Source organism: Prevotella multiformis DSM 16608 (assembly GCF_000191065.1).
Classification (GTDB): Bacteria; Bacteroidota; Bacteroidia; order Bacteroidales; family Bacteroidaceae; genus Prevotella; species Prevotella multiformis.
Genome location: NZ_GL872283.1, coordinates 1,052,558 through 1,066,486 on the forward strand (window position 1 = coordinate 1,052,558; position 13,929 = coordinate 1,066,486).

Below are 13,929 nucleotides of genomic sequence, written 5' to 3' on the forward strand. Positions count from 1 at the left end.
ATATGTGACACACTTTCATTACCGTCTTTCCGGTTGGGTCGTACCTATCGTTTCTCCGTTGAACTTTCGATTCGCTTTAATCCTTTCTGGTAGTAAACGTAATAGAGTAATCCGGCTGTCGTCAGCCCGAAGGGAAAGGCGTACCAGACACCCAGCAGCCGGTAGTCCATTACGACTCCGAAAAAATAGCCCAGAGGCAATGACACGACAAAAAAAGCGATGAAGGCGATCCATGTCAGCGGACGCACAACAGCAATGCCGCGCAGGGCATTCGCATAGTTGCACTGCATACCGTCTCCGAACTGATAGATCATAAATGGGACAATCGTCATGGAGACCATTGAAATGACATCGGCATTATCGGTGAACAGACCGCCGATAATGTGACGGCAAAGGAAAACCGGAACGGATGTAGACAGTGCAAGCAGGAAGACCAGATGGATTCCGGCAGTCGCCGTCCGTCTTACGGCCATATAATCCCGTTGCCCCATGAAGTTGCTGATCCGTACCGCCACGGCAGCTGCCAGACCGTAATAGATCATATAGCCCAGCTGTGAGATGGTAAGCATGACCTGATGTGCCGCCAGGGATACCGTACCGAACCATCCCACCATCAGACTCGACAGGCTGAAGGCAGCAGCCTCCATCCCCATCTGCAATGCCAGAGGGAGACCGAGGACAGTTATCTGCCGGAAATCCGTGCGGTTTGTATGCCCCAGTCGCCATCCTTTCCGGTATTCCCTGTATTTCCTGCCGAAGAAGAAGACACCGGCCATCACGATTGCCATCACAATCCGTGAAATCATCGTGGACAGACCAGCACCGATCAATCCCATCTCCGGTATGCCTAAATGACCGTAGATGAGTATCCAGTTGCCGAAGATGTTCATCACGTTGCCGCTGACAAGTATCCACATGGCTACTTTCGTATCGGTAATTCCGTCCGTAAACTGCCGAAAAGTATTGAACCAGCAGACAAACGGCAGGGAGACAAGCTGGATGAGGAAGTAAGGGCGTATGAGCGGAAGCAGCTCCTCCGGCTGTCCCAGCCGGTGGACGTTCAGGTAGAGGGCGGTCATGATGACTGACAGGAATACTGCCATACAGGTGTTGGCTGCCACAGCACTCTTCATCAGTTCGCCGATGCGATAGGTCTTCTCCTGTCCGTAGAGCGTGCCGACAAGGGCCGTGACAGCATAGGTGAAGCCGATGGCAAAGATAATGACCAGCGTGAACATATTGTTGACAAACGCCGCTGCCGCCAGTTCTTCCGTACTGTGATGCCCGATCATAAGTGTGTCGGCAAAGTTCAGAATGAGGTTTCCCAACTGTCCGATGATGATGGGAACGCCTAAATAAGTGAGATTGCGATAGTGCGTTTCGTATTTTGAAAATTGATAAGACATACCTTTCTGTTTCTGTATAAATGATAACGGAACTGCAAAGATACGAAATAAAAGCGTATTTCCATGCATAGTTCATGGCTTGCTTTTCGCAAGGCTGCTCCCACACTCCCTACAAGTTCCTACAGAAGGGGGGAACTGTTTCACGGAAAAGACGCAGATGCACCTGCTGAGGTAAAAGGGCTGCTCTCCTCATCTGCTCTCATCTATCGGCATTTGACCTACCCACAATAAAAAAGGAGGAGACAAAAAAGTCCCCTCCCCGATAGTGAAACCCAAATGGAAATGAATTACAGGTCGAATTTGTAACCCAAAGTAATTTGGAATACGCTGTTCTTCTGGTCAAGTTTGTCTACGTCGAACACCTTTGTCAGTCCCCAGTTGTAACGGGCATCTACCTGGAAGTTATTGTACTCGTAAGAAATGCCTACAGGGATAGAGAAATCCACCGACTTAGCCTTCAGATCGACTAAAGCTCCTCCTAAAACAGGCATCCTGAGATCAAGCTTGTCATTAACCTTGAAGCCCGGCTGTACACCCAGTTTCACGGCGAGACCTTTGATAACATAGACGTTTGCCATGATAGGTACATTGATGTAGTCCAGCTTTTCTGTGGACTTAGCACCAAAAGCGTCAAACTTAGCACCCTGCATGGAATAGAGTACGCCTGCACTGACAGAGAAGATGTCGCTTGCCTGGTATTCCCCTTCGACACCAGCGACGAGACCTACACGTGCATCAGAACTGTTGTTGTCAGTAAGGTTGGCGATGCTCACACCGACCTTCGGCTGGAGGTTGATAGAACCTACTGCATGCTGTGCGAATGTAGCGACTGATGAAAACATCAATGCGGCTACTACCAATACTTTTTTCATAACTCTTTGTTTTTAATTAGGTATAAATGTTGTCAATATGTTGTCCTTTCTATCTCGTGGCACTCTGTACGTACAGGTGTCTTCCGAATCATGTATTATCAAATATCTTTCGTGGGCAAAGATAGTGGAAACGGATGTAATGTCAAAGCGTTTTGTGTTAAATTGTATTTATCTTGTGTTTTTGCTGATTGATTTCAATGAAAAGGTGGACAGAGAAAGATAATCTTTCAATGTCCACCTTATTATATATAGGGGAGATACTTTATTTCACCTCGCAGCTCAGTTCCTTTCCCTCTGCAAGTTCCTTTACACTGTTGAGTGTGGAAACGGCGATGTTATGAAGCGCCTCTTCGGTGAAGAAAGCCTGATGAGAAGTCAGGACAACGTTCGGTACCATCAGCAGGCGTGCCAGTACATCGTCGTCGATCATCTTTCCGCTCTTGTCCTCGTAGAAGTATTCTTTCTCTTCCTCATATACGTCGAGACCAGCCGACCCCACCTGCTTGGTGCGGAGTCCCTCGATGAGGTCCTCGGTATGGATGAGCTGTCCGCGGCCTGTATTGATGATCATTACCCCCTTCTTCATCCTGGCGATGCTCTCCCGATTGATGAGGAACTTGGTGTCGGGTGTCAGCGGACAGTGAAGCGAAATGATGTCACTGTGCGCATACAGTTCGTCGAGCTGGACAATCTTTACCCCATACCGTTCTGCAAATTCCTTGTCAGGGTAAAGGTCGTAGGCCATGATGTTCATCCCGAATCCGTGGAGGATTCTGATCAGTTCCTTGGCGATGCGTCCCATACCGATTACGCCGGCTGTCTTGCCGTACATATCGAAACCCAGCAGCCCGTTCAGTGTGAAGTTCCCGTCACGCGTACGGTGTACCGCCCGGTAGATCTTGCGGTTCAGGCTCAGCATCAAGGCAACGGCATATTCTGCCACAGCGTGTGGTGAGTAAGCCGGAACACGCGTCACCTTAATGCGTCCTGCAGCAGCCTTCAAGTCTACGTTGTTGAAACCGGCACAGCGGAGTGCGATGAGTTTCACACCGCCTTTTACCAGTTCGTCTATCACCCGTGCGTCACACTCAGCATTGACGAAGATGCACACCACGTCAGCCCCTTTTGCCAAAGGGACTGTACTGAGGCTGAGACGCTCCTGATAATAGCGGATGTCGAAATTATAATCTTCGTTTACTTTGTTGAATGACTCAATGTCATACGACTTTGCATCGAAAAAAGCTATCCTTACTGCCATCTTTCTTTTGAATTTTAAGTTGTTATAAGTGTCCGGGAATTTCTCTCTTACATGGACTATCCCAGATGATTCCACATTGGTATGCCGGAACCGGTGATGAAGGAAAGCCCTTTGCGTTCTCTTCAGATTTCTCCATCGACAGAACACCTTCCTGCAATCCTCCCGTGCTTCGGCAATTGTTGCAGTTAAAGTTATCCGCCCTTCTGATGAAGACACTGCAAAGGTACATATTATTTGTAATATTTGCAAATATTGTTCTTGTGGACTGTCATATTACCGGCTCATCAGGCAAAGTGATGTGACAGGGGCTGCCTGAAATACGAAATATTGTTCTATGGGCAGTGGATTATAAGCTGCACCATGACCTTCCTGAAGAGACCGTTTTCTCACAATATTATTTTTGATTGGTTCTTCCGCTAAATGCGTGGATGCTTTTCGTATAGCTTTAACGGAAGAACCGAAGTGATTCATTCGGCAAAAACATAGCCAAGGCTGTCAACTGCCTGTTCTGTTATCATCCTTCGATACAAAGACCTTCTCATTTCTATACGTTGGAAAGACAGATAAGTTTATGAAAAGTCATTACATAATTTTAAACAAATCATCTGCGAACAAAAAGAATCCGTGCTAAAATCAGATTTGTAACCAGCAGTCAATCAATTGGTTATTAAGTCATTTCTAACAGGTGCCTGATTGGACTTCAAAAGGGCGTTAATAACACGCTGAAAGAGCACCTGTTGTAAGTCAATCAGGCATCTTTTAGAGGCCAGAAGAGCATGTGTCAGCTTTGAACTGCACAAAAATGTTTACAAACAACGACGGTAAAGGAATAAGTTGTCTGTAGAAGATGGAAAGCATGCTGATGGACAGACATCGTATCTATTTGTCTTTTCTGTATTTTATATTTCAGTTTATCCTCTTTTGCAAGCCCATCTGATTTTGGGTAGTCATACCCTGCAAGTGCATAAGCCTTTATTCTTTTTCCAATCTATCTATCTAACGGAAGAACCTTTTGATTTCGGTTGCTGTCATTTTATATACCCTTTCCATACCGAGATTAAGGAAAAAAGTGTAATTTTGCACCCTTGCAAAGTGTAACAAACATACATCGGTCGTGAATTACTCATCCACCCTAAAGGGCTATGGCTATGCCAGCCTGTCCGCAATTACTTTCGGTACGATTCCGCTTTTCTCCATACCCGTGATGGAAACAGGGATGCTGCTGCCGTCCGTACTGATTTATCGGTTCGCCTTTGGCTGTCTCTCCATGATGGCCATCCTGCTCTGGCGCAAGCAGAGCCTGCACATCCGGTGGGGCGACGGAATGCGCATCATGTTCCTTTCCATCCTGTATGCCGTGTCGGCGGTATGCCTGTTCAGCAGCTACGAGTTCATGCCGGGCGGTGTCGCCACGACGCTGTTGTTCTCCTATCCCGTATGGACGGAAGTCCTGCTCATCCTGTTCTTCCATGAGAAGATAACACTTCGCATAACTCTGGCTATCCTGCTGGCTATCGCCGGCGTGTTCTTTCTCGGAGGCATCGGACAGACGGATGGCATCAAGTCGCTGTGGGGGGTAGTCCTCGCCATGTCTTCGGGACTTCTGTATGCCATCTACATGGTCATCTTCCCGCACATGCGTATCCGTAAACTTCCCGCACTGAAACTGAACTTCTACATCTTTTTCATGGCGATGCTGCTGTTAGTCCTGTACGCTTCGTTTACCACAGGCGGCGTACAGCGGATTCCTGATGGTGCATCGTGCCTGTCGCTCATACTCCTGGGACTGATTCCGACCACCGTCAGCAATGTGACCCTGGTACGTTCGCTCACGCTGATCGACTCTGCCAGCGTGGCGATCCTCGGTGCCTTCGAGCCGTTGACGGCCATGGCAATCGGCATTACGCTCATGGGAGAACCGCTCACGACCTCTATCTTCATCGGCTTCATGCTTATCATCACCTCCGTACTGATTCTTATCACCAAGGGAAAGTCCCTCCCTAATCCACTTCAGAAATATGCCCGTCACAAAGAATAAGCCCCTCCTCTGGCATCTCCTCGCCGCCGTCATCGTCGGTGTGTGGGGAACAACCTTCGTCAATACGAAAGTACTCTACAACAGCGGGCTGACACCCTTGGAAATCTTCTTCCTCCGCTTCGTCATCGCCTACATCTGTATATGGTTCATCTCGCCGCGTCACTTGTTTTCCCGGACCTGGCGCGACGAACTGCTGATGGTGCTGCTGGGCATCACGGGCGGTTCGGTCTTCTTCCTTGCCGAAAACTATGCCGTGGGACTCACATTCGTCAACAACGTCAGCTTCATCGTCTGTACTGCGCCTCTGATGACCGTAATCCTCGGAATCACCTTCGTGAAGAGCATCAAGGCAAGCTGGTCGCTAATACTCGGGTCGCTGACAGCGCTGCTGGGAGTGGCTGTCGTCATCTTTAATGGCAGCTTCGTCCTGCACCTCAATCCGTGGGGCGACCTGCTGGCTTTGCTGGCATCGGTGTGCTGGGCGGTCTATTCCCTGCTGATGAAGAAGATTTCGCACGATTATTCCGCAGTCTTCATCACCCGTAAAATCTTCTTCTACGGGCTTGTGACCGTATTGCCGGCATTCCTCTTCGATCCGTGGACGGCTACACCCGCCATGCTTCTGACGCCGAAGGTCGTCCTGAACCTGCTCTTTCTCGGTCTCGTCGCCTCTTTCCTCTGCTTTGTCCTCTGGACATTGGTCATAGCAAAGATCGGTGCGATGACTTCATCTAACTATCTTTATCTTAATCCCATTACGACTGTCGTCGCCAGTGCCTTCTTCCTCAACGAGCCTATGACGGCCATTGCGTATGTCGGCAGTGCGCTGATACTCTTAGGCGTGGCGGTGTCAAACAAATGAGCCAGACGGAATGTATCTGCCTGTACGGTCAACTGTGTACAGGCAGATACTGAATAGATTCCTCTTCTTTCACGATAAGCTGTCCCACCTCCAACAACAGATTGGAACCGTGCGGTCCTTCGAAACGCCCCGTGTTCGCCGTCGGCACGAGAACGTTCCAGTCGACAGGATATATATCGTAAGGAGACGGTGGCAGCCTGATGCGGAGGGTGGATGCTGGACGGCAGTGTACCGTCAGGCGTATAGGCATGGGAAAACCGTTCACACACGGGGCGTATCAGAAAAAGACAGGGGCGCACGGTTCTGCGTACGCCCCTGTCTTTTTATACAGTTCTGTCCTTATTCCCACTCGATAGTCGAGGGCGGCTTTGAAGAGATGTCATAGCAAACCCGGTTGACCCCCTTCACCTTGCGGATGATTTCATTGGACACATCAGCCATGAAATCGTAAGGGAGATGCGCCCAGTCGGCAGTCATGGCATCCATCGATGTGACGGCACGCAGGGCTACCGGATGCTCATACGTACGCTCATCCCCCATGACTCCCACAGACCGGACGGTTGAGAGCAGAATCGTGCCAGCCTGCCATACATGGTCGTAGAGACTTGTCCCGTCGGGCATCGTATAGCTGTGCATCTTTTCAATATAGATGTCATCGGCATCCTGGAGGATCCGCACTTTCTCACGGGTGATGTCGCCCAGGATACGGACAGCAAGACCCGGTCCGGGGAACGGATGGCGATTGATCAGCCGTTCAGGCATCCCCAGCTGGTAGCCTACGCGGCGCACCTCGTCCTTGAAAAGCCATCGGAGCGGCTCACAGAGCTGCAGGCGCATCTCCTCGGGAAGTCCGCCGACATTGTGATGGCTCTTGATGATCATCCCCGTGATGCTCAGGCTCTCTATGCGGTCAGGATAGATGGTGCCCTGTGCCAGCCACCTGGCGTCCGTTATCTTCTTGGCTTCTGCATTGAACACCTCGACGAAATCACGGCCGATAATCTTCCGCTTCTGTTCCGGCTCCGTCACGCCCTCCAGGTCCTTGAAGAACTTCTCGGAAGCATCTACGCCGATCACGTTCAGTCCGAGTCCCTTGTAGGCTTCCATCACTTTGGCAAATTCGTTCTTGCGAAGCATGCCATGGTCGACGAAGATACAGGTCAGGTTCTTGCCGATCGCCTTGTTGAGCAATACCGCACACACGGAAGAGTCGACACCTCCGGAAAGACCGAGAATCACACGGTCGTCCCCCACCTGCCTGCGGATTTCCTGTACGGTGCTCTCCACAAAAGAAGCCGCGCTCCACTCCCGTCTGCTTCCGCAGATGTCAACGACGAAGTTCTTCAGCAGCTGCCTGCCCTGTAAGGTGTGATACACCTCGGGGTGGAACTGTACCGCCCATACCGGCTGCTTCTTGGAGGCGAAGGCGGCATACCTGACATCACCTGTCGAGGCAATGATCTCGTAATCTGACGGGATCGCCGTAATCGTATCGCCATGACTCATCCATACCTGCGAACCTTTCTCGAAGCCGGAGAAGAGGCGGTTGTCAAGGTTGATGGTCTCCAGATTGGCACGCCCGTATTCACGGGTGCCCGTCTGTTCCACCTTGCCTCCATTCGAATAGGCAATGAACTGGGCACCGTAGCAGATGCCGAGCACCGGAATCTTTCCCATGAACTGGCTGAGGTCTACCTTGAAAGCCTCCGGGTCGTGGACGGAATAAGGCGATCCGGACAGGATCACGCCGATCACCGACGGGTCGTCCTTGGGAAACTTGTTGTAAGGCAGAATCTCGCAGAAGGTATCCAGCTCTCGCACACGCCGCCCGATGAGCTGTGTCGTCTGTGAGCCGAAATCCAAAATGATAATCTTCTGTTGCATTGAATAATGATATTTTAAAAGAGGGGCATATCAGTCCTCCGCCCTGGAGACCTGATGTCCTGAATTTACGATAAAGTCCTCGGCGGCCTGCAGAGTGTTCAGCTTGCCGACGTCCACGAGCTGCAGATCAGTCTTCAGTTCGCCATGTATCTCCATCCGGCCGCAATGGGAAAGGTAGAAGTCCATGATGGGGAACACATCATCCTGCTCCGCTTCTACAGCCTGTACGGCGGAAGGCGAAAGCACATGGATTCCCGAAAAGGCACAGAGGAAACAGTTGTTCTGACAATAAGTCCCGACTTCCGGCGACACGAAGTGCAGCCGGCGTATCGCTTGATGAGGCGACTTCACCTCACCGGTAGCCACGTTCGTCCAGCCTGCCAGTCGCATCCTCTTGTCAAAGATGAGGTAACGCTGGGTAATACGGTGGCTGACCAGCAGCAGTACATCGGCCTCTGACATACTGGCGTGCCGGTAGAAGCCGGCCAGATCCACGTTGCTCAATATATCGACATTGTGGACTAGGACAGGCTGATACCTGTCGAAAAGCGGAGCAGCTCGCTTGATACCGCCGCCGGTATCAAGGAGCCGCTCCGTTTCGTCAGACACAAGAATCTTCACGCCGAAGTCGTGTGTCTCCAAGTAGTCTGTTATCTGATCTGCAAAATGATGTACATTGACAACCATCCGGCTGCACCCGGCCTTGGTCAGCTTTCTGATGACATACGCAAGCAGCGGCATGCCCCCTACCCTTACCAATGCCTTGGGCATAGTGTCAGTAAGCGGCTTCAGACGGGTACCGAGCCCGGCTGCGAAAATCATTGTCTGCATTAGCTTCTCTTTTTATGACTGCAAAATTACGGCTTTTATTTCAGTCTGCAAAAGAAATGAAGGACATAAATCATAAATCGGAATGGGCTTCCTCCAGGTCTGCCATCTGCCAATGTTCCTACATCAAGCAGAGGACTTCAAGACGGTTTCTTACAGTCTGCTGGTCATGAGTTTCATCTACATTCCAACATTTTTTACCTACGAGAACGTATATTTTGACTTTGCATACTTGATTTATGTCAATAACTAAATGCTCAGCAGACATTTATCCGTTCTGATTTGTACAGGCACCCGCCAATTTGTAACTTTGCGGAGAGTAAAAGAAAGAATTTATTTAGGTTAGTAGTAAATAGATTAGGTTTTAGTTATTTTAGGTAGATTCAAATGATTGTTTCAGAGGAAATCAAGCTATCAGTAACTTTAAGGTCAATCTGATCAAGGTTCAGGAGAAACACAATGGGCTGTCTGTCGACAGCTACGAAAAGGCACAACTGGCAGGGGGCTGTCGTTGTGCCTTCTTGATTTGTTGTAATTCAGGCCGCTGTCCGGACATGTTTATCTCTGCAGGCTTTTCAGCGCATGAATGACGGCCTTAGGGTCACCGGCCTTGAACACATAACTGCCGCTGACAAGAATGTCAGCACCGGCATCGACAAGGCGCGGTGCCGTCTCTGCCTGTACACCGCCGTCTACCTCGATGAGGGCATGGCTTCCCTCATGGGCAATCAGCTGGCGGAGCCGCTGCACCTTCTTGATGCTGTGTTCAATAAATTTCTGTCCGCCGAAGCCGGGATTCACACTCATGAGCTGAACGATGTCAATGTCGCCGATGATGTCCTCAAGGACATTCACTGGAGTCGACGGGTTCAGAGTCACACCGGCTTTCATGCCGGCAGCACGGATAGCCTGAAGTGTACGGTGCAGGTGGATGCACGCCTCATAGTGTACGTTCATGATGGCGGCTCCTGCATCAGCTGTCTGCTGGATGTAGTTCTCGGGATGCACGATCATCAGATGCACGTCCATGGGTTTCCTGCAGACTTTTCCCACCGCATTGAGCACAGGGAATCCAAACGAAATATTGGGTACGAAGACACCGTCCATGACATCCATGTGGAGCCAGTCGGCCTCGCTCTCGTTGATCATCTCAATTTCCTTGTCCAGATGGAGGAAGTCGGCAGAGAGCAGGGAAGGAGATACGATTGTTTCCATCATTTTGTCAGTTCAGATACAAAGACCGCATTTTACCGTCGATTTTAATGACACGATAGCTGTAGGCTATCTGCCGGATGATATGAAGCGTCTTCTCGGACGGCTTCAGTTCTTCAGAAGTAAATAATCTTACCATAGGCCAGTTGAATATTAAATATAGAGAGTCATTCTGTTCTTTAAACGCTTGCATACGGAGATTATTATATCGTCCTCCCAGAATATTTTCATGCCGGCAGATGCTGTTATCCCTCACCGTAATGAAAGGAAGACGCATGGGATTTTCCGCCCGATCAACTCGTTCGCCATCCGTCCGTTACCCGTTCATCACCGAAAGGAAACGGCGTTTTATCATGCTGACCGGTGTATAATCCAAGATTTTTATGTAAGTTTGCAACCTGAAACCATACAGAACATCTTACGGTATTATGATTATAAAGGTATGCGGCATGCGTGATGCCCAGAATATTCACGACGTATTGCAGTCGGGTGTTGACTGGATAGGACTTGATTTCCGGCCGGAGAGCGGACGGTATGTCAGCCAGATTCCCTCATGTGCCGGCATCATACCCGACTACAGCAGCCTTTCGTCTCTGTCTCAGCACAATCTGTCCGGTCGGGAGAAAAAGGCGTTGCTCTGTGGTGTCTTTGCGGATGACATGCCGCAGAACATCGTCACACGCGTCGTGAACTTCGGCTTGGACATCGTCCAGCTCAACGGAGACGAGAACGAAGTGATGATAGACAACCTGCGCCGTACCCTCGACCCGGACATCCATGCGGGCATACGGATCATGAAGCGCATTGCAGCAGGTAGCCGCAAGGATATAGAGCAATGCGAACGGTTCGCCGGCGTGGTGGACTACTTCCTCTTCGATCTACAGGATGGAGCGGGCGACTGGGCATTGCTGGAGGCTTACAGGGGAAATGCTCCTTTCCTTGTGGGTGGAAACATCAGGACGGAGGAGGCAGAGAAGATAAGGTGTTTCTCCCATCCTCGTTTCTATGGCATTGACCTGAACGAGCCGTTTGAGACAGCACCGGGGCTCAAAGACACAACACTGCTGGAGGATTTCCTCAAAAAGATGAGATAGTCTGACCGAACGACAAGCGTGTGAATAATGCCCATGGAAACGAAATGTGTCGTCGTCGACAATTACGACTCTTTTACCTATAATCTGGTCCATCTCATCAAGGAAATCGGAGCAGACGTGACCGTCGTCCGCAACGACGGGTTCCGTCTCGAGGAATTGGCCGCATTCGACCGCATCGTCCTCAGTCCGGGACCGGGCATCCCCTCAGAGGCCGGTCTGCTGGAGGAGGTCATCCGGCATTATGCAGGAGTAAGGCCCATCCTGGGCGTATGCCTGGGACACCAGGCCATCGCCGAAGTTTTCGGTGCCAGACTGTCGAACCTGCCTGACGTGTTCCATGGTGTCTCCACGGCTGTGAAACGGCTTGCCGACACGCCGTTGTTTGCCGGTCTGCCGGAACGCTTCCCTGTGGGAAGATACCACAGCTGGATTGTAGAACGTGAGAGCATGCCCGACTGCTTGGAGATAACGGCAGAAAGCTGCGAAGGACTGGTCATGGCTCTGCACCACAGAACCTACAACATCCACGGCATCCAGTTCCATCCGGAGAGCGTGTTGACCCCCGATGGAAAAAGAATCATGGCCAACTGGCTAAATATTTAATCTATATTTATTATTTTTGCAGAGCAATGGCAGAGACAGCAAAACATATAGATGAAATCGTCGATGACGGAGCCTCCTGGTATGCGGTAAGACTCTTTACCATCCGGCAGGAGGAAGTGAAAGCGTTTTTCATAGAGAATGGTCTGGAGTGTTTTGTCCCGCAGCAGTATGTGGTTGTAGAAGGATCCAACGGCAGACCGCATGAGATACTGCGCCCCGTGGTCCGCAATCTTATCTTCGTCAAACAGGCTGCCGGGGAGCGACAGTTCCGGAAAATCATCCAGGATGCCGACTACAAGATAAGCGTGCTGCGGAAATCAAAGGATTCCCAGGAGTACGCCCTGATTCCCCATGAACAGATGTATGAGTTCCGCCTGATGTGCAACCCGGAAATTACCATGCGCAAGTTTCTTTCTTCGGAGGAGGCACGGATGAAAGCCGGAACCGAAGTCTTTGTAAAGTTCGGACCCTTGAAAGGTCTGAGCGGACGGCTGGTGCGCTCAAGCAAGAAGTATTACCTCCTGAAGGAAGTCCCCGGCATAGGCGTCATGCTCAAGGTGTCACGCTGGTGCTGCGTCCCGGCAGAGGACAGAAAATAACCGCCCTGTCCGCACCGTATTGCTGCTGGATTGAGGCTGATTCTGAACGGCACTTGCGCCCTGTCCGATTTATACCTGCTGCTGCCCAGACTAAGATAAAGCCGACCATGAAACACACCTACACCATATCTCTCAGTGCATCCGGCACACAAATGGAATCACAATGAAGCCGGTCCAGCTTCTCCATCCCGCGTCTGGTGATGTGGAAACGCTGGCAGCGCCCATCCTGCGAACAGGCCCGGCGGCGGATCAGAGAGACACGTTCCAATGCGGCAATCACCTTGGAGGCATTCGAACGCGTCAACCCCATCTCGTCGGCAATCTCACCGGCAAGCATCGGTTCTTCGCGTTCAGAGAGCAGGCAAAGCAGCATGATTTCATTGATATTCAATCCCAGCTGCTGCTGCAGACTGCTCTCAAACGCCGTAATGGCACGGAATATGTCACGAATCCTGCCCATGCAATGATTGTCCATATTTACCGAATCTAATGCCTTACTTCAGCAGGACCGTCTTGATGGCCTGCTCAAACTGCGGTTTGTTCATCGCCCCTGTGTTCATCGTCGGCTCGCCTGTCAGAGGGATGAAGAGCAGAGACGGTATGGAACGGATGCCGAAGAGGCCGGCCAGTTCAGCTTCCTTGTCTACGTCAACCTTATAGACATCGATCTTGCCGGCATATTCGCCTGCGACCTCCTCAAGGATGGGAGCCGTAGCCTTGCAGGGGCCGCACCATGTTGCATAAAAGTCGATGATGGCAGGCTTGTCCCCCTTGAAGACCCATTTCTCCGGGTTCTTCTCAAAGTCCATTACCTTCTGTTTGAACATCGCTGCGGTCATTTCTTGTACATTCATCTTTTTTCCCTTTCTTTCTTTTTGGTTATTTACTTCTGCCTGTGCCGCGGGCTGTGCCACGTCCGCCTGCTTGTCCGAAGCGGCAGGTCTGCTGTTCTGTGTGCAGGCGGTCAGTGCGAATGCCATCACGGCTGCCACGAGGATTGCTGTACGTTTCATTTATTCATACTTTTTCCTGTTCATACTTGCCAGAGCCGTGTAGGCCATCCGACGGTGTATTTTCAAATTTGTTTCCATTGGAAAACGGTGCAAAAGTAATCATTATATATTACTCTGCCAAATTTCCATTGGAAAATTATCAGTTATTAACGAAACTGTTTACAAGGCTTACAAGGAAAAATAGAAGAAAGGTTTTCTGCCGTCCGGGACATTTCCCCGTCATCGATAGAACGGAAATGAGCGGAAATACAGGGGTCAGT

15 protein-coding genes are annotated in these 13,929 nt (G+C 50.5%); 5 read left to right on the forward strand and 10 right to left on the reverse strand.

All coding sequences use genetic code 11. From position 1 onward, the window contains the following. Positions 1 to 44 precede the first annotated feature (44 nt). The 3 genes from HMPREF9141_RS09605 to HMPREF9141_RS09615 all read right to left on the reverse strand — a co-directional run bounded on the left by HMPREF9141_RS09605 (position 45) and on the right by HMPREF9141_RS09615 (position 3,536). A complete protein-coding gene (locus HMPREF9141_RS09605) occupies positions 45 to 1,406 on the reverse strand; it encodes an MATE family efflux transporter (protein ID WP_040554787.1) in 1,362 nt (453 codons plus the stop codon). 287 nt (positions 1,407 to 1,693) lie between these two features. Further along, on the reverse strand, positions 1,694 to 2,278 hold the full coding sequence (locus HMPREF9141_RS09610; protein ID WP_007368527.1) for a porin family protein: 585 nt from the start codon (positions 2,276 to 2,278) through the stop codon (positions 1,694 to 1,696). 262 nt (positions 2,279 to 2,540) lie between these two features. Further along, the gene (locus tag HMPREF9141_RS09615) at positions 2,541 to 3,536 is read right to left on the reverse strand and encodes a 2-hydroxyacid dehydrogenase (protein ID WP_040554789.1); all 996 of its coding nucleotides are present in this window, start codon (positions 3,534 to 3,536) and stop codon (positions 2,541 to 2,543) included. A 1,114-nt stretch (positions 3,537 to 4,650) separates the two neighbouring features. Between HMPREF9141_RS09615 and HMPREF9141_RS09620 the strand changes: the two genes are divergently transcribed. Both HMPREF9141_RS09620 and HMPREF9141_RS09625 read left to right on the forward strand, forming a co-directional pair. Beyond that, positions 4,651 to 5,574: a DMT family transporter gene (locus tag HMPREF9141_RS09620; protein ID WP_007368529.1), complete on the forward strand. Its 924-nt coding sequence runs from the start codon at positions 4,651 to 4,653 to the stop codon at positions 5,572 to 5,574. Next, on the forward strand, positions 5,555 to 6,436 hold the full coding sequence (locus tag HMPREF9141_RS09625) for a DMT family transporter (RefSeq protein WP_007368530.1): 882 nt from the start codon (positions 5,555 to 5,557) through the stop codon (positions 6,434 to 6,436). The genes HMPREF9141_RS09620 and HMPREF9141_RS09625 overlap by 20 nt, the downstream gene beginning before the upstream one ends. A 28-nt stretch (positions 6,437 to 6,464) precedes the next feature. Here HMPREF9141_RS09625 and HMPREF9141_RS09630 read toward each other — a convergent pair whose 3' ends face one another. The 5 genes from HMPREF9141_RS09630 to HMPREF9141_RS13920 form a co-directional block, all read right to left on the reverse strand. Next, on the reverse strand, positions 6,465 to 6,686 hold the full coding sequence (locus HMPREF9141_RS09630) for a hypothetical protein (protein ID WP_007368531.1): 222 nt from the start codon (positions 6,684 to 6,686) through the stop codon (positions 6,465 to 6,467). Positions 6,687 to 6,775: 89 nt separating this feature from the next. Continuing rightward, a complete protein-coding gene (gene guaA / locus HMPREF9141_RS09635; protein ID WP_007368532.1) occupies positions 6,776 to 8,320 on the reverse strand; it encodes a glutamine-hydrolyzing GMP synthase in 1,545 nt (514 codons plus the stop codon). Positions 8,321 to 8,350: 30 nt separating this feature from the next. Further along, complete coding sequence (locus HMPREF9141_RS09640) at positions 8,351 to 9,151, reverse strand: sugar phosphate nucleotidyltransferase (RefSeq protein ID WP_007368533.1); 801 nt, start codon at positions 9,149 to 9,151, stop codon at positions 8,351 to 8,353. A 555-nt stretch (positions 9,152 to 9,706) separates the two neighbouring features. Further along, on the reverse strand, positions 9,707 to 10,363 hold the full coding sequence (gene rpe, locus HMPREF9141_RS09645) for a ribulose-phosphate 3-epimerase (protein ID WP_040555040.1): 657 nt from the start codon (positions 10,361 to 10,363) through the stop codon (positions 9,707 to 9,709). Between the two features lie 7 nt (positions 10,364 to 10,370). Further along, positions 10,371 to 10,499 (reverse strand): hypothetical protein, encoded by a 129-nt coding sequence (locus HMPREF9141_RS13920; protein WP_257009597.1) that lies wholly within the window; start codon positions 10,497 to 10,499, stop codon positions 10,371 to 10,373. 289 nt (positions 10,500 to 10,788) lie between these two features. On the opposite strand from HMPREF9141_RS13920, the gene HMPREF9141_RS09655 reads away from it, so the two are divergent. From HMPREF9141_RS09655 to HMPREF9141_RS09665, 3 genes are read left to right on the forward strand one after another with little or no spacing between them, the layout of a single operon-like run. After that, on the forward strand, positions 10,789 to 11,454 hold the full coding sequence (locus HMPREF9141_RS09655; protein WP_007368537.1) for a phosphoribosylanthranilate isomerase: 666 nt from the start codon (positions 10,789 to 10,791) through the stop codon (positions 11,452 to 11,454). A 27-nt stretch (positions 11,455 to 11,481) separates the two neighbouring features. Next, the gene (locus HMPREF9141_RS09660; RefSeq protein WP_007368538.1) at positions 11,482 to 12,057 is read left to right on the forward strand and encodes an anthranilate synthase component II; all 576 of its coding nucleotides are present in this window, start codon (positions 11,482 to 11,484) and stop codon (positions 12,055 to 12,057) included. Between the two features lie 26 nt (positions 12,058 to 12,083). Further along, positions 12,084 to 12,656: a UpxY family transcription antiterminator gene (locus tag HMPREF9141_RS09665; RefSeq protein ID WP_007368539.1), complete on the forward strand. Its 573-nt coding sequence runs from the start codon at positions 12,084 to 12,086 to the stop codon at positions 12,654 to 12,656. A 118-nt stretch (positions 12,657 to 12,774) separates the two neighbouring features. Here HMPREF9141_RS09665 and HMPREF9141_RS09670 read toward each other — a convergent pair whose 3' ends face one another. After that, positions 12,775 to 13,131: a MarR family transcriptional regulator gene (locus HMPREF9141_RS09670; protein ID WP_040554794.1), complete on the reverse strand. Its 357-nt coding sequence runs from the start codon at positions 13,129 to 13,131 to the stop codon at positions 12,775 to 12,777. Between the two features lie 19 nt (positions 13,132 to 13,150). Next, positions 13,151 to 13,669, reverse strand: a complete 519-nt coding sequence (trxA, locus tag HMPREF9141_RS09675) for a thioredoxin (protein ID WP_007368541.1) — start codon at positions 13,667 to 13,669, stop codon at positions 13,151 to 13,153. Positions 13,670 to 13,929: the final 260 nt, after the last annotated feature.

Excerpts from the sequence above, each read along its gene's own strand:
- HMPREF9141_RS09665 (WP_007368539.1), top strand. The coding sequence starts at position 12,084 with ATGGCAGAGACAGCAAAACATATAGATGAAATCGTCGATGACGGAGCC.
- HMPREF9141_RS09640 (WP_007368533.1), bottom strand. The coding sequence starts at position 9,151 with ATGCAGACAATGATTTTCGCAGCCGGGCTCGGTACCCGTCTGAAGCCG.
- HMPREF9141_RS09615 (WP_040554789.1), bottom strand. The coding sequence starts at position 3,536 with ATGGCAGTAAGGATAGCTTTTTTCGATGCAAAGTCGTATGACATTGAG.
- HMPREF9141_RS09610 (WP_007368527.1), bottom strand. The coding sequence starts at position 2,278 with ATGAAAAAAGTATTGGTAGTAGCCGCATTGATGTTTTCATCAGTCGCT.
- HMPREF9141_RS09605 (WP_040554787.1), bottom strand. The coding sequence starts at position 1,406 with ATGTCTTATCAATTTTCAAAATACGAAACGCACTATCGCAATCTCACT.
- HMPREF9141_RS13920 (WP_257009597.1), bottom strand. The coding sequence starts at position 10,499 with ATGGTAAGATTATTTACTTCTGAAGAACTGAAGCCGTCCGAGAAGACG.
- HMPREF9141_RS09660 (WP_007368538.1), top strand. The coding sequence starts at position 11,482 with ATGCCCATGGAAACGAAATGTGTCGTCGTCGACAATTACGACTCTTTT.
- HMPREF9141_RS09655 (WP_007368537.1), top strand. The coding sequence starts at position 10,789 with ATGATTATAAAGGTATGCGGCATGCGTGATGCCCAGAATATTCACGAC.
- HMPREF9141_RS09625 (WP_007368530.1), top strand. The coding sequence starts at position 5,555 with ATGCCCGTCACAAAGAATAAGCCCCTCCTCTGGCATCTCCTCGCCGCC.
- rpe (WP_040555040.1), bottom strand. The coding sequence starts at position 10,363 with ATGGAAACAATCGTATCTCCTTCCCTGCTCTCTGCCGACTTCCTCCAT.
- trxA (WP_007368541.1), bottom strand. The coding sequence starts at position 13,669 with ATGAAACGTACAGCAATCCTCGTGGCAGCCGTGATGGCATTCGCACTG.
- HMPREF9141_RS09630 (WP_007368531.1), bottom strand. The coding sequence starts at position 6,686 with ATGCCTATACGCCTGACGGTACACTGCCGTCCAGCATCCACCCTCCGC.
- HMPREF9141_RS09670 (WP_040554794.1), bottom strand. The coding sequence starts at position 13,131 with ATGGACAATCATTGCATGGGCAGGATTCGTGACATATTCCGTGCCATT.
- guaA (WP_007368532.1), bottom strand. The coding sequence starts at position 8,320 with ATGCAACAGAAGATTATCATTTTGGATTTCGGCTCACAGACGACACAG.